General features: G+C 69.9%; 14 protein-coding genes. All 14 read right to left on the reverse strand.

The window, feature by feature from the left end:
• Positions 1-39: 39 nt before the first annotated feature.
• The 14 genes from ACIRD3_RS28280 to prmC all read right to left on the reverse strand — a co-directional run bounded on the left by ACIRD3_RS28280 (position 40) and on the right by prmC (position 13,508).
• On the reverse strand, positions 40-423 hold the full coding sequence (locus tag ACIRD3_RS28280; protein WP_402222125.1) for a F0F1 ATP synthase subunit epsilon: 384 nt from the start codon (positions 421-423) through the stop codon (positions 40-42).
• Between the two features lie 184 nt (positions 424-607).
• Positions 608-2,053 carry a F0F1 ATP synthase subunit beta gene (atpD, locus tag ACIRD3_RS28285; protein WP_402222128.1) on the reverse strand — a complete coding sequence of 482 codons (1,446 nt, stop codon included), beginning with the start codon at positions 2,051-2,053 and terminating at the stop codon, positions 608-610.
• A gap of 2 nt (positions 2,054-2,055) precedes the next feature.
• Positions 2,056-2,970, reverse strand: a complete 915-nt coding sequence (locus ACIRD3_RS28290; protein ID WP_402222131.1) for a F0F1 ATP synthase subunit gamma — start codon at positions 2,968-2,970, stop codon at positions 2,056-2,058.
• A 32-nt stretch (positions 2,971-3,002) separates the two neighbouring features.
• Positions 3,003-4,577: a F0F1 ATP synthase subunit alpha gene (gene atpA, locus ACIRD3_RS28295; RefSeq protein WP_402222134.1), complete on the reverse strand. Its 1,575-nt coding sequence runs from the start codon at positions 4,575-4,577 to the stop codon at positions 3,003-3,005.
• A gap of 156 nt (positions 4,578-4,733) precedes the next feature.
• The gene (locus tag ACIRD3_RS28300; protein ID WP_402222137.1) at positions 4,734-5,549 is read right to left on the reverse strand and encodes a F0F1 ATP synthase subunit delta; all 816 of its coding nucleotides are present in this window, start codon (positions 5,547-5,549) and stop codon (positions 4,734-4,736) included.
• Entirely contained in the window at positions 5,546-6,103 is a 558-nt protein-coding gene (locus tag ACIRD3_RS28305; RefSeq protein WP_402222139.1) for a F0F1 ATP synthase subunit B, read from the reverse strand. The genes ACIRD3_RS28300 and ACIRD3_RS28305 overlap by 4 nt, the downstream gene beginning before the upstream one ends.
• A gap of 41 nt (positions 6,104-6,144) precedes the next feature.
• Complete coding sequence (atpE, locus tag ACIRD3_RS28310; protein WP_097236234.1) at positions 6,145-6,381, reverse strand: ATP synthase F0 subunit C; 237 nt, start codon at positions 6,379-6,381, stop codon at positions 6,145-6,147.
• Positions 6,382-6,474: 93 nt separating this feature from the next.
• Positions 6,475-7,290, reverse strand: coding sequence for a F0F1 ATP synthase subunit A (gene atpB / locus ACIRD3_RS28315; protein WP_402222142.1), 816 nt, complete (start codon positions 7,288-7,290; stop codon positions 6,475-6,477).
• A 285-nt stretch (positions 7,291-7,575) separates the two neighbouring features.
• Entirely contained in the window at positions 7,576-8,019 is a 444-nt protein-coding gene (locus tag ACIRD3_RS28320) for a hypothetical protein (protein ID WP_350522921.1), read from the reverse strand.
• Between the two features lie 297 nt (positions 8,020-8,316).
• A complete protein-coding gene (locus ACIRD3_RS28325; protein ID WP_402222146.1) occupies positions 8,317-9,594 on the reverse strand; it encodes an MraY family glycosyltransferase in 1,278 nt (425 codons plus the stop codon).
• Positions 9,595-9,802: 208 nt separating this feature from the next.
• Positions 9,803-11,083, reverse strand: coding sequence for a serine hydroxymethyltransferase (glyA, locus tag ACIRD3_RS28330; RefSeq protein WP_402222149.1), 1,281 nt, complete (start codon positions 11,081-11,083; stop codon positions 9,803-9,805).
• Between the two features lie 89 nt (positions 11,084-11,172).
• A complete protein-coding gene (locus ACIRD3_RS28335; protein ID WP_051829598.1) occupies positions 11,173-11,814 on the reverse strand; it encodes a low molecular weight phosphatase family protein in 642 nt (213 codons plus the stop codon).
• A gap of 32 nt (positions 11,815-11,846) precedes the next feature.
• Positions 11,847-12,494, reverse strand: coding sequence for an L-threonylcarbamoyladenylate synthase (locus tag ACIRD3_RS28340; RefSeq protein ID WP_402222152.1), 648 nt, complete (start codon positions 12,492-12,494; stop codon positions 11,847-11,849).
• 147 nt (positions 12,495-12,641) lie between these two features.
• On the reverse strand, positions 12,642-13,508 hold the full coding sequence (gene prmC, locus ACIRD3_RS28345; RefSeq protein ID WP_402222155.1) for a peptide chain release factor N(5)-glutamine methyltransferase: 867 nt from the start codon (positions 13,506-13,508) through the stop codon (positions 12,642-12,644).
• Positions 13,509-13,524 lie beyond the last annotated feature (16 nt).

Consider the following 13,524-nt stretch of genomic DNA (forward strand, 5'->3'; position numbering starts at 1 on the left):
GACCGTCGGTCGACCCCGCTAAGCCGGGGTCCGGCTCACTCAGGCGTGGGCCTTGAGGCCGCGCGCCGCGAACAGACGGACCTCGGCGCGCCGCTCGGCGTGCGCGTCCAGGTCCGACTTGGCCTGCTCCAGCGCGCGCTCGGCACGCGCGACGTCGATCTCGTCCGCCAGCTCGGCGATCTCCGCGAGCAGAGACAGCTTGTTGTCGGCGAAGGAGATGAAGCCGCCGTGCACCGCGGCGACGACGGTGCCGCCGTCCACCGTGCGGATGGTGACCGGACCGGTCTCCAGCACGCTCAGCACCGGGGTGTGGCCCGGCATGATGCCGGTGTCACCGGAGGCCGTACGGGCGACGACGATGGTGGCCGCACCGGACCACACCTTGCGGTCGGCTGCGACCAGCTCGACGTGCAGCTCAGCCAACGTGGGCTCCTAGGCTCATGCAACCCCCGATTACTCGGGAGTTTCGGTAAGAATAACGGCCCCGCGCCCCCGGCATGAAACCGGCGGCACGGATTTGACCGGAATCACAGCCGATGCGACGCGAGGGGTGGGTCCCAGGGTTGGGGCCCACCCCTCACGGTCACTCAGCTGCTACCGGCCGCGATTACTTCTTCGCCAGCTCGGCGGCGTTCTTCTCGAGGTCCTCGATGCCACCGCACATGAAGAAGGCCTGCTCCGGGACGGAGTCGTACTTGCCGTCCGCGATCGAGTTGAAGGCCTCGATGGTCTCCGCCAGCGGCACGGTCGAACCCTCGACACCGGTGAACTGCTTCGCCACGTAGGTGTTCTGCGAGAGGAAGCGCTCGATGCGACGGGCACGGTGGACCGTGATCTTGTCCTCTTCGGACAGCTCGTCCATACCGAGGATGGCGATGATGTCCTGGAGGTCCTTGTACTTCTGCAGGATCCCCTTGACACGGACGGCCGTGTCGTAGTGGTTCTGCGCGATGTACCGCGGGTCGAGGATGCGGGACGTGGAGTCCAGCGGGTCGACGGCCGGGTAGATGCCCTTCTCCGAGATCGGGCGCGACAGAACGGTGGTCGCGTCCAGGTGGGCGAAGGTGGTGGCCGGGGCCGGGTCGGTCAGGTCGTCCGCGGGGACGTAGATCGCCTGCATCGAGGTGATCGAGTGACCGCGGGTCGAGGTGATGCGCTCCTGCAGGAGACCCATCTCGTCGGCCAGGTTCGGCTGGTAGCCCACCGCGGAGGGCATGCGGCCGAGCAGGGTCGACACCTCGGAACCGGCCTGGGTGAACCGGAAGATGTTGTCGATGAAGAGGAGCACGTCCTGCTTCTCGACGTCGCGGAAGTACTCCGCCATGGTCAGCGCGGAGAGCGCGACGCGCAGACGGGTGCCCGGCGGCTCGTCCATCTGGCCGAAGACCAGCGCGGTCTTGTCCAGAACGCCCGAGTCGACCATCTCGTCGATGAGGTCGTTGCCCTCACGGGTGCGCTCACCGACGCCGGCGAACACCGACACACCACCGAAGTTCTCGGCGACGCGGTAGATCATCTCCTGGATCAGAACGGTCTTGCCGACACCGGCACCACCGAACAGACCGATCTTGCCACCCTGGACGTACGGGGTGAGCAGGTCGATGACCTTGATGCCGGTCTCGAACATCTCGGTCTTCGACTCGAGCTCGGAGAAGTTCGGGGCCTTGCGGTGGATCGGCCAGCGGACCTCGACCTGGGAGTCGAACTCCGCCTTGTCCACGTTCAGGACCTCACCCAGGGCGTTGAACACCTTGCCCTTGGTGATCTGGCCGACCGGCACGGAGATGGCCGCACCGGTGTCGGTGACCTGCGCGCCGCGGACCAGGCCGTCGGTCGGCTGCATCGAGATGCCGCGGACCAGGCCGTCGCCGAGGTGCTGGGCGACCTCGAGGGTCAGGGTCTTCTTGCCCGTGCCGTCGGGGTTGTCCACCTCGACGTGCAGGGCGTTGAACATGTCCGGAATCGCGTCGACGGGGAACTCCACGTCGACGACCGGGCCGATGACCCGCGCGACGCGGCCCGTCGCCGTGGTCGGCTCAACAGTGGTGGTCATACTCATTCGCTCCCGCGGCTCGCGTCAGCGAGCGCGTTGGCGCCACCGACGATCTCGCTGATTTCCTGGGTGATCTCGGCCTGACGGGCCGAGTTGGCAAGCCGCGTGAGCGACTTGATGAGCTCGCCGGCATTGTCCGTCGCGCTCTTCATCGCGCGGCGGCGGGCGGCGTGCTCGGAAGCGGCCGACTGCAGCAGCGCGTTGTAGATCCGGCTCTCGACGTACCGCGGCAGCAGCGCGTCGAGGACGCCCTCCGCCGACGGCTCGAAGTCGTACAGCGGGAAGATCTCCGACTTGGCCGGCGTCTGGTCGCTGAGCTGGACCTCGTCCAGCTTCAGCGGCAGCAGCCGGGCCTCCACCGCGTCCTGCGTCAGCATGGACACGAACTCGGTCGAGACCACGTGGAGCTCGTCCACGCCGCCGGTCTCGGCCGTGAAGGCCTCGATCAGCTCGGCCGCCACCATCTTCGCGTCACCGTAGGTCGGCTTGTCCGAGAAGCCCGTCCACGAGTCCGCCACCGTCAGGTTGCGGAAGGTGTAGTACGACAGACCCTTCCGACCGACGATGTAGGTCACCACGTCCTTGCCCTCGCCGCGCAGGCGCTCGGTGAGCGTCAGCGAGGCCTTGATGGCGTTGGACGAGTAACCGCCGGCCAGGCCGCGGTCCGCCGTGATCAGCAGGACGGCCGCGCGCTTGGCGTTCGGGTTCTCGGTGGTGAGCGGGTGCTTGGCGTTGGACCGGGTGGCCACCGCCGTCACCGCCCGGGTGAGCTCATCGGCGTACGGAGCGGAGGCCGCCACCGCGCGCTGCGCCTTGCCGATGCGCGCCGCGGAGATCATCTCCATCGCCTTGGTGATCTTCTTCGTCGCGGTGACAGAGCGGATCCGGCGCTTGTAGACCCGAAGCTGTGCTCCCATGGGTCGTTACGTCCTTTCCCTCGCTACCGGACTCAGGCCTGCTCGGAGAGCAGCTTGCCGTCGGCGGTCTGGTAACCCTGCTTGAAGGCCTCGATGGCGCTGGTCAGCGCGTCGATGGTGCCGTCGGCCAGCAGGCCGGTCTCGACGATGCCGGCGAGCAGGTCCTTGTGCTGCAGGCGCACGTGGTCCAGGAACTCGCGCTCGAAGCGGCGGATCTCGGCGACCGGGACGTCGTCCAGCTTGCCGGTGGTGCCGGCCCAGATGGAGACGACCTGCTCCTCGACCGGGAACGGCTGGTACTGGCCCTGCTTCAGCAGCTCGACCATGCGCGCACCGCGCTCCAGCTGGGCCTTGGAGGCCGCGTCCAGGTCGGAACCGAAGCCGGCGAAGGCCTCCAGCTCACGGTACTGGGCGAGGTCCAGGCGCAGACGGCCGGCGACCGAGCGCATGGCCTTGATCTGGGCGGAGCCACCGACGCGGGAGACCGAGATACCGACGTTCACGGCCGGGCGGATGCCGGCGTTGAACAGGTCGGACTCCAGGAAGCACTGGCCGTCGGTGATGGAGATGACGTTGGTCGGGATGTACGCCGAGACGTCGTTGGCCTTGGTCTCGATGATCGGCAGACCGGTCATCGAGCCGCCGCCCAGCTCGTCGTTCAGCTTGGCGCAGCGCTCCAGCAGGCGGGAGTGCAGGTAGAAGACGTCACCCGGGTAGGCCTCGCGGCCCGGCGGGCGGCGCAGCAGCAGGGAGACGGAGCGGTAGGCCTCGGCCTGCTTCGACAGGTCGTCGAAGATGATCAGGACGTGCTTGCCGGCGTACATCCAGTGCTGGCCGATGGCCGAACCGGTGTACGGGGCGAGGTACTTGAAGCCGGCCGGGTCGGAGGCGGGAGCGGCCACGATGGTGGTGTACTCCAGCGCGCCGGCCTCCTCCAGGGCGCCGCGGACGGACGCGATGGTGGAGCCCTTCTGGCCCACGGCGACGTAGATGCAGCGGACCTGCTTCTCCGGGTCGCCCGAGCGCCAGTTGTCGCGCTGGTTGATGATCGTGTCGACGGCCACCGCGGTCTTGCCGGTCTGGCGGTCACCGATGATCAGCTGGCGCTGGCCGCGGCCGATCGGGGTCATCGCGTCGATGGCCTTGATGCCGGTCTGCAGCGGCTGCTTGACCGACTTGCGGGCCATGACGCCGGGGGCCTGCAGCTCCAGGGCGCGGCGACCCTCGGCGGCGATCTCGCCCAGGCCGTCGATCGGGTTGCCCAGCGGGTCCACGACGCGGCCCAGGTAGCCGTCGCCGACCGGAACCGAGAGGACCTCACCGGTGCGGCGCACGGTCTGGCCCTCTTCGATGCCGCCGAACTCACCGAGGATGACGACACCGATCTCGCGGGTGTCGAGGTTCAGCGCGAGGCCGAGCGTGCCGTCCTCGAACTTCAGCAGCTCGTTCGCCATGACCGAGGGCAGACCCTCGACATGCGCGATGCCGTCCGCCGCGTCAGTGACCGTGCCGACCTCTTCCACAGAAGCGGCGTCCGGCTGGTACGACTGGACAAAGTCGGCCAGCGCGTCCCGGATCTCCTCCGGACGGATCGTAAGCTCCGCCATCAGGCTTCCCTGCTCTCCTAGTTTGCGATCCTCGGCCCGCCATTGAGGGCCGCAAGTATTCGACTCTCGGCCGGGTCTTCCGAACCGGCCGTACGATTTGCCGGCTCCTTGGGGAGCCGGTTTCCCGACCGAGGGTCGGATGTGCTGCTTCGGTGCTCAGCCTTCGAGCTGCTGGCGAGCGCCCTCGAGGCGGCTCGACACGGTGCCGTCGATGATCTCGTCGCCGATCTGCACCCGGACACCACCGACGACCTCGGGGTCGACGTCGATGTTCAGGTGGACCTGGCGGCCGTACATCCGACCCAGAGCACCGGACAGGCGCTCCTTCTGCGTGTCGGACAGCGGCACCGCGCTGGTGACCAGGGCCACCACGCGGCCGCGGCGAGCGGCGGCGAGCTTCGAGTAGGACTCGAGGCCCTGCTCCAGGCTACGGCCACGCGGCGCGTTGACGAGGGCGGTGACCAGCCGGACGGTGCCGGCGTGGGCGCGGCCGCCGAGCAGCTTCTTGATCAGCTCGGCCTTGGCGACGGCACCGGCCTTCGGCTCGGTCAGCGCGGCGCGCAGCTCGTGCGAGCCGCTCACCACCCGGCCGAAGCGGAAGACCTCGTCCTCGACGTCGTCCAGGGCGCCGGCCTTGTCCGCGGCGATGATCTCGGCGTACGCGGCGAGCTCCTCGATCGCGTCCACCAGGTCACGCGAGCCCGACCAGCGGGAGCGGACCAGCCCGGAGACCAGGTCGACGGCCTCGCCGGAGATCTGACCGGTCAGCAGCGAGGTGACCAGCTGGGCCTTGTCCTGGCCCGACCGGGACGGGTCGGTCAGGACGCGGCGCAGCGACACCTCACGGTCCAGCACGGCCGTGACGGCGGTGAGCTCCTCGGCGAGCTTGGCCGCGTCCACCGAGGTGGAGTCGGTCAGGCTCTCCAGGTTCTGCCGGCCGGCGGCGAGGGCCTCACGGCTGGCGCCGATCACTTGGCCGCACCCTGAGCAACGGCGGCCTTGGCCTCCAGCTCGTCCAGGAAGCGGTCGATCACACCGCTCTGCCGGGCGCTGTCCTCGAGGGACTCACCCACGATGCGGGTCGCCAGCTGGGTGGCCAGCGAGCCCACGTCCTGGCGCAGGGCGGCAGTCGCCTGCTTCTTGTCGGCCTCGATCTGGGCGTGACCGGCCGCGACGATGGCCTCGCGCTGACGCTGGCCCTCCTCGCGCATCTCGGCGAGCTGGGCGGCGCCCTGCTCGCGAGCCTGCTCGACAATGCGGGCGGCCTCGTGACGCGCCTCGGCGAGCTCGGCACGGTACTGCTCAAGCACGGCCTGGGCCTCGGCCTGAGCGGCCTCGGCGCGCTCCATGCCGCCCTCGATGGCGTCCCGGCGCTCCGACAGCACCTTCTCGATGCTGGGGAGGAGCTTCTTGCCGAGCAGACCGAAGACGATGAAGAAGCAGAGCAGGCCGATGATGACCTCGGGCCAAGCGGGGAGAAGAGGGTTCATCTTCTCCTCTTCCGCGAGGAAGACCACGGGGTTCATATCTGAACCTTTCGTCTGGTGGGACTACCGGTGTGCCGGAATTACTTGCCGGTGCCGAACACGAACGGCATGACGATGCCGATGAGCGCGAGCGCCTCGGTCAGCGCGAAGCCGATGAACATGTTGGAACGGATGAGACCGGCAGCCTCGGGCTGGCGGGCCATGGCCTGGACACCGTTACCGAAGATCAGACCGACGCCGATGCCGGGGCCGATGGCGGCAAGGCCGTAACCGACGGAAGCGATGGAACCGACGACGCCCTCAGCGATCATGGTCATTGCAGTTGTGTCCTTTGCAGGGGGTGGTGAACCGGTGGTGATTGGCCACCGGGCGATCCGGATGGTGGTTCACGAGAGGCCAGGGCCTCAGGCTCAGTGCGCCTCTTCCAGGGCACCGGCGATGTAGCTGCTGGCCAGCATCACGAAGATGTAGGCCTGCAGGAACTGGACCAGCAGCTCGAAGGCGGTCAGGCCGACGGCGACGACGAACGAGGCCGAGCCGTACAGCGCGCCCAGGGTCGGGCTGAGCAGGTACCAGGAGGCGATGGAGAACATCACGATCAGCAGGTGGCCGGCGAACATGTTCGCGAAGGCTCGGACCGCGAGCGTGAAGGGGCGCACGAAGATGTTCGAGAAGAACTCGATCGGCACCAGGATGAACATGACCCAGCCGGGGATGCCCGACGGCCAGCAGAGGTTCTTCAGACCGCCGACGAAGCCGTGCTTCTTGAAGGTCAGCGTCATGTAGGTGATCCACACGACACCCGCGAGGCCGGCCGGGAACGCGATCGCCGCCGTCACGGGGAACTGCGCGAACGGGATGATCGACATGATGTTCATCAGCCAGACGAAGAAGAACATCGAGACCAGCATCGGGACGTACTTCTCGCCCTTCTTGCCGATCGTCTCCAGCACGATGGAGCGCTTGACGAAGTCGTAGCCGATCTCGCCGACCAGCTGCATCTTGCCCGGCAGCAGCTTCGGCTTGGCGAAGGCCGCCCAGAAGAAGCCGACCACCAGCACGGCAGCGACAATCGACAGCAGCATCGGCTTGTTGAACTCGAAGCTGCCGATCGAGAAGATCGGCTTGAAGTCGAACTCGTTCAGACCCGGAGCCGGGAAGCCACAACCAGCGTCCCCGAAGTGGCAACTGCCTGAGGCGAGGTACGACGTGAGTTCAGCACTCACCACGGACTCCTTCGTCGTGACGCATGGATACGGCACCCTCGGTGTGTCGGCGTGGCCTGAGGCCACGGAGCGGCACTGGAACTTGATGGGTTTCTCGCCGACCCCGCGCGACGGCGCGCTGCGCGACTGCGGGATCATCGAAGACTGCGCGGGTCCGGGGGGCGATCGGTCCGCTGTCCGGACAGACCAGGCCTCTTCCCGTACTCCGTTGTTGCGACGGACGATAGCAGGCCGTCAGTGCGGCATAAACACCGCCCCCCTCGTTGGGGGGACAGCCGGGCCTCGTCACTGTTGACGTCCCGAGTCGGAGGGCTTGTCGCCCTTCTTTTCCGAGGCGTCGGTGTCGACGTAGAAGGTCTTGGCCTTGAGCGCGCCGCGCACCTGGAAGCCCGTCCAGATCAGGGCGCAGCCGAGCAGGGTGAAGGCGAACGCCTGCCGGTTGAACAACTCGGTGTTCTTGAAGATCGCGAGCACGATGCCGACCAGCAGGATCTGCGTGGTGTACACGAGCAGGCCGGCGGCCATCAGGATGTGCGGGTTCGACCTGGTCAGCCGGTCGAGCGCGACCTGGCCGAAGCTGAAGAAGGCCATCACCAGCAGGGCGCCGAAGAGGGCGCCGAGCAACCCCTTCCCACCGGCGACGGCGAACGAGATCGCCATGGCGATGATCCCGGCGACCGCAGTGGGAATCGCGGCGCCTCGGAGGATCCGGGCGTCGGTGGACGGCATGTCGGCAGCTCCGGCGGCATGTCGATGTGGCGGGGGACGGGCACAGCGGTGGCGGGTGACACCGGACCGAGGCATCGCCGCCGGGCCGCCCGCAGGAACGGCGGGCCCGTCGAAGGTGACCGACAGGGACGGAAGTCATCCACCTGTCAGGTCTTTCGGCGTGTTCTCGGTACTCGTGAACGGTATCACAAACTATTTGATGAGAGCTTTACCATGAATGTGTGGCACCTGTCACACCAACGGCTCAACGAATCCGCCGTACGGGTGAAGCCATCTGGCGGATCGTCAACTCCCTTGTCAGCGGCGGCCGCTGGCGGGGCGGTGGTCGGCAGGCTCGGAGGAGCCCTGACCGGCTTCACCCAGAAGTTGCTTGTCCTTCGCCGACAGTTCAGCCATCGGACCGGACGGCTGGCGGCGGTAGCGCGGCGGGACGAAGGACTGCACCGCCCGCGGGGCGCGCGGCCGGAACCGCGGGGTCAGCAGCACCACCAGGCCGAGCAGGCAGAGCCCGGCGAGCGTCAGGACGACGGCGCGGCCGGTGTTGGTCACCGAGAAGGCCACCGTGCCGAAGGCGATCAGCGCGGCCCAGAAGTACATGATCAGCACGGCGCGGCTGTGCGAGTGCCCGACCTGCAGCAGTCGGTGGTGCAGGTGGCGCTTGTCCGCCGCGAACGGCGACTGGCCGGCCCAGGTGCGGCGCACCACCGCGAGCAGCAGGTCGGCCAGCGGCAGCGCGATGACCGTCAGCGGCAGCAGCAGCGGGATGTAGATCGGCACCAGGGCGTGCACGGTGGCGGTCTGCGAACCGGTCTCGTTGTTGATCAGGTCCGGGTCGACCCGGCCGGTGATGGAGATCGCGGCGACGGCCAGCATCAGGCCCAGCATCATCGAGCCGGAGTCGCCCATGAAGATCCGCGCCGGGTGCATGTTGTGCGCCAGGAAGCCCAGGCACATGCCGATCAGCAGCACGCTGAACAGCACGGCGGGGGCCGCGTCGGTGATCGTGTAGCCGTACCAGAGCCGGTAGCTGTACAGGAAGAACGCCATCGCGGCGATGCAGACCATGCCGCCGGCCAGGCCGTCCAGACCGTCGATGAAGTTCACCGCGTTGACCATGACGACGACCAGGGTGACCGAGATGACCATGCCCTGGGTCGGGCTCACCGCGACCGCGCCGACGCCGGGCACCGGGAGGGTGATCACCGTGACGCCCTGCCAGACCATCACACCGGCGGCGATCATCTGGCCGCCGAGCTTCACCAGGGCGTCCACGCCCCACTTGTCGTCGAGCACACCGAGCAGGAACATGATCCCCGCGCCGGACAGCAGCGCGCGGATGTCGGTGCCCCCCTGGAACACCTTGCTCAGGTTGTCGAGCTGCGAAGCGACCAGGATGCCCGCGCAGAGCCCGCCGAACATCGCGATGCCGCCGAGCCGCGGAGTGGGCTCGCGGTGCACGTCACGGGCGCGCACCGGCGGCATGGCGCCGGCCGCGATGGCGAACTTCCGGACCGGGCCGGTCAGCAGGTAGGTGACGGCGGCGGTGCAGAACAGCACCAGCAGATACTCACGCACCACTGGCCTCCTGCATCACTGTCGAACGGGGAAGTACCGAAGGTACTCCCCTGCCTTCCCGGGGTTCGAGGTGCGTCGCCACGGCACACACCTTATTGAGTCGGACGCCCGGGGCGTGCATCGCGGTTCGCCCTCCCGGGTAGGAGATCGGGATGCCCGTGGACGGACCGTGCCGGGACCGGCTCCGACCCGCCCCCCGGAACCGCGCTCAGGTCGGGTCGCCGAAGGTCCGCGCGAGCTCCCGGACCCGGGTCGCGATCGGCGCCACCGGGCCCCCGGCGAGCACCCGCGCGACCAGCCCGGCGATCTCGGACAGCTCCGCCCCGCCCATCCCCTGACTGGTCACCGTGCCGGTGCCGAGCCGGATTCCGGAGGCCTCGGCGGGCGGCGCCGGGTCGAAGGGCAGCGCGCACTTGCCGAGCAGCAGCCCGGCCGCGGCGCAGCGCCGCTCGGCCTCCGCGCCGGTCACCCCGAGCGGGCTGACGTCGGCCGTCACCAGGTGGGTGTCGGTACCACCCGTCAGGGGGCGCATTCCGGCCTCTGCGAGCCCCTCGGCCAGCATCCGCGCCCCGGACACCGTCCGCTCCGCGTACGCCCGGTAGGCGGGCGTGGAGGCCTCCGCGAGGGCCACCGCCTTGCCGGCCACCTCGTTCATCGCCGCGCCGCCCTGGCTGAACGGGAACACCGCGCGGTCGATCCGCTCCGCGAGCTCCGCCGTGCACAGCAGCAGGCCGCCGCGCGGGCCGCGCAGCAGCTTGTGGGTGGCCGCCACGGTGACGTCGGCGTACGGCACCGGCGAGGGCGCCACACCGGCCGCGACCAGACCGGTGGTCTGCGCGGCGGAGGCGATCAGATAGGCGTCCACCTCGTCGGCGATCTCCCGGAAGGCCGCCCAGTCCGGGTGCCGGGGGTAGGAGATCGAGCCCGCCACGATGGCCTTGGGGCGGTGCCGACGGGCCAGGTCGCGCACCTGGTCGAGGTCGATCAGCCCGTCGTGCTCGCGCACGCCGTACCCGGTGAAGTCGAACCAGCGGCCGGAGAAGTTGGCGCGCGAGCCGCAGCTCAGGTGACCGCCGTGCTCCAGCGACATGGCCAGCACCCCGTCACCGGGCTTCAGCAGCGCCGCGTACGCCGCGAGCATCGCCGAAGTCACCGACCGGGGCTGGACGTTGGCGTGCGGGGCGGCGAACAGCTCGCGCGCCCGGTCGACCGCCAGCAGCTCGGCGGCGTCCGCCAGCGCGCAGCCGGTGTGGTGCCGGCGGCCCGGGTAGCCCTCGGCGTACTTGTCGATCAGCGGGCCGGTGAGGGCCGCCAGGACGGCGGGGGTGGTGAGGTTCTCCCCCGCCAGCAGCTGGATCGTTTCGGCGCGCCGCTCCGCCTCCGCGGCCAGCAGGTCGGCCAGCTGCGGATCCGCCCGGTGCAGGGCCTCGGACGCCCAGGGGCGCCCCTTCGTCGTGGTCGGGCCGGTGGCGGCATCGGTGACGGTCATGGCGGTGCTCCCGGGCGCTGCGGGGTCGGTCAGACCAGCGTAGGACCGCCACCGCCCCCCGGCCCGCCGGGACGGGGCCGTTCGGCGGGTCAGCGGTGCGCCGGTACGCCGGTGAGCGCGGTGACCACCGGGTCGACCGCGTGGAATATCTCCTCGCCGCAGTTGCGGAACATGCCGATCGGCGCCCCGTACGGGTCGTCCACCTCGTCCGACTCCGGGGTGGCGGCCAGCAGCCAGCCGCGCAGCGCGGCGGCCGCCCGGACCAGCGCGCGGGCCCGCTCGGTGACGTCGGCGCCGCGCCGGGGGTCCGGCAGGGTGCCCGGATCGATCGTCCGCACCAGCCGGGTGAACTCCTTCAGCGTGAAGGTGCGCAGCCCCGCCTCGTGCCCCATCGAGATCACCTGGGCGCGGTGGTCCAGGGTCGCGGTGAGCACCAGGTCGGCCTCGACCACGTGCTCGTCCAGCAGCTCGCGGCCGGTGAAGCCGCCGCTGTCGGCGCCGTACTCGTCGAGCACGGTCGCGGCGTGGTCCTCCATCGGCGCGCCCTCGTGGCCCCAGGTGCCGGCGCTCTCGACCAGGATCCGCCCGGCCACCCGCGGACTCAGCCGGGTGTCCAGCTCACGCCGGGTGAGCCGCTCGGCGATCGGTGAGCGGCAGATGTTCCCGGTGCAGACGAACAGGATCCGGAAGTGGTCCAGCGGCCTGGGGCCGACGCTCAGGTACGGCGCTATGCCCGGCCCGGCGTGCAGCGAGGCGGTGGGCGTCAACTGCCGGCCTCCAGGTCGGGGACGACCTCCCTCAGCTGCTCGACGCTGATCGCGCCCGCCCGCAGCAGAACCGGGACCTTGCCGGTGACGTCGACGATGGACGAGGCGGCGGCGTGGTCGGCGGACCCGCCGTCCAGGTAGACCGAGACCGCGTCGCCGAGCTGCCCCTGCGCCTCGTCGCAGGTCAGCGGGGAGGACCCGCCGATCCGGTTGGCGCTGGAGACGGCCATCGGCCCGGTGGCGTTCAGCAGCTCGATGGCGACCGGGTGCAGCGGCATCCGGACCGCGACGGTGCCGCGGGTGTCGCCGAGGTCCCAGCGCAGCGAGGGCTGGTGCTTGGCGACCAGGGTGAGCCCGCCTGGCCAGAAGGCGTCGACCAGCTCCCAGGCCTGCTCGGAGAAGTCGGTGACCAGGCCGTGCAGGGTGGTCGGCGAGCCGACCAGCACCGGGGAGGGGGTGCTGCGGCCGCGGCCCCTGGCCGTCATCAGCTCGCCGACGGCCTCCGGGGAGAAGGCGTCCGCACCGACCCCGTAGAGCGTGTCGGTGGGCATCACGACGAGTTCGCCGCGGCGGACGGCCGAGGCGGCCTCGCGCAGGCCGGTGGCGCGGTCCCCGGCATCGGCACAGTCGTAGCGGCGGCTCATCGGTGCGGTCCCCTTCCGAAGTGGCTCATGGCGGTCACTGCGCGGCCTTGCGGCGCCCGACGGTCACGACCCGACCCTGCGGGCGGTCGTACTGCGCCTGGATGTTCACGACCCGACCCTGCGGGCGGTCGTACTGCGCCTGGATGTTCACGACCCGACCCTGCGGGCGGTCGTGAAGCGCGGCCGGTTGTTCAGGTCGCGGTGGTCGGCGGTGTCCGTCCAGCCGCGTTCCTCGTTGAAGATCCACGGAACCTGGCCGCCCTGCTGGTCGGCGTGCTCGATCACCACCGCGCCGCCCGGGCGCAGCAGCCGGGCGGCCACCCGCTCGATGCCGCGGATGGTGTCCAGGCCGTCCTCGCCGGAGAACAGCGACATCTGCGGGTCGTGGTCGCGGGCCTCCGGCGCGACGTACTCCCACTCGGTGAGCGGGATGTACGGCGGGTTGGAGATCACCAGGTCGAAGCGGCCGTCCCAGGAGCGGTCGTCCTCGAAGGCCTTGGTGGCGTCCCCGGCGTGCAGGGTGATCCGGGCGCGGTCCGGGCTGGCGTCGATGTTGCGCCGGGTGTACCGCAGCGCCCCCTCGTCCAGCTCGAAGGCGTGCACGGTGGAGCGCGGCAGCTCCTGGGCCAGGGCGAGGGCGATCGCGCCGGAGCCGGAGCACAGGTCCACCACCAGCGGCTCGGCCACGTCCATGTCGCGCACCGCGTCTATGGCCCACTCGACGACCGTCTCGGTCTCCGGCCGGGGCACGAACACCCCGGGGCCGACCTCCAGTTCGAGGTAGCGGAAGAACGCCCGTCCGGTGATGTGCTGGAGCGGCTCGCGCGCCTCGCGGCGGGAGACCGCCTCCCAGTAGCGGGCGTCGAAGTCGGCGTCCTTGACCGTGTGCAGCTGGCTTCGCTTGACGTTGTGGACGTAGGCGGCGAGCTCCTCCGCGTCGAAGCGCGGCGACGGCACGCCGGCCGCGGCCAACCGCTGGGTGGCCTGGGCCACCTCCGCGAGCAGCAGGTTCATCCGTACGACCTCTTGT

It is taken from the genome of Kitasatospora sp. NPDC093550 (assembly GCF_044764985.1).
Lineage (GTDB): Bacteria > Actinomycetota > Actinomycetes > Streptomycetales > Streptomycetaceae > Kitasatospora.

Excerpts from the sequence above, each read along its gene's own strand:
- atpD (WP_402222128.1), bottom strand. The coding sequence starts at position 2,053 with ATGACCACCACTGTTGAGCCGACCACGGCGACGGGCCGCGTCGCGCGG.
- ACIRD3_RS28290 (WP_402222131.1), bottom strand. The coding sequence starts at position 2,970 with ATGGGAGCACAGCTTCGGGTCTACAAGCGCCGGATCCGCTCTGTCACC.
- atpA (WP_402222134.1), bottom strand. The coding sequence starts at position 4,577 with ATGGCGGAGCTTACGATCCGTCCGGAGGAGATCCGGGACGCGCTGGCC.
- ACIRD3_RS28305 (WP_402222139.1), bottom strand. The coding sequence starts at position 6,103 with ATGAACCCCGTGGTCTTCCTCGCGGAAGAGGAGAAGATGAACCCTCTT.
- atpE (WP_097236234.1), bottom strand. The coding sequence starts at position 6,381 with ATGACCATGATCGCTGAGGGCGTCGTCGGTTCCATCGCTTCCGTCGGT.
- ACIRD3_RS28320 (WP_350522921.1), bottom strand. The coding sequence starts at position 8,019 with ATGCCGTCCACCGACGCCCGGATCCTCCGAGGCGCCGCGATTCCCACT.
- glyA (WP_402222149.1), bottom strand. The coding sequence starts at position 11,083 with ATGACCGTCACCGATGCCGCCACCGGCCCGACCACGACGAAGGGGCGC.
- ACIRD3_RS28340 (WP_402222152.1), bottom strand. The coding sequence starts at position 12,494 with ATGAGCCGCCGCTACGACTGTGCCGATGCCGGGGACCGCGCCACCGGC.
- prmC (WP_402222155.1), bottom strand. The coding sequence starts at position 13,508 with ATGAACCTGCTGCTCGCGGAGGTGGCCCAGGCCACCCAGCGGTTGGCC.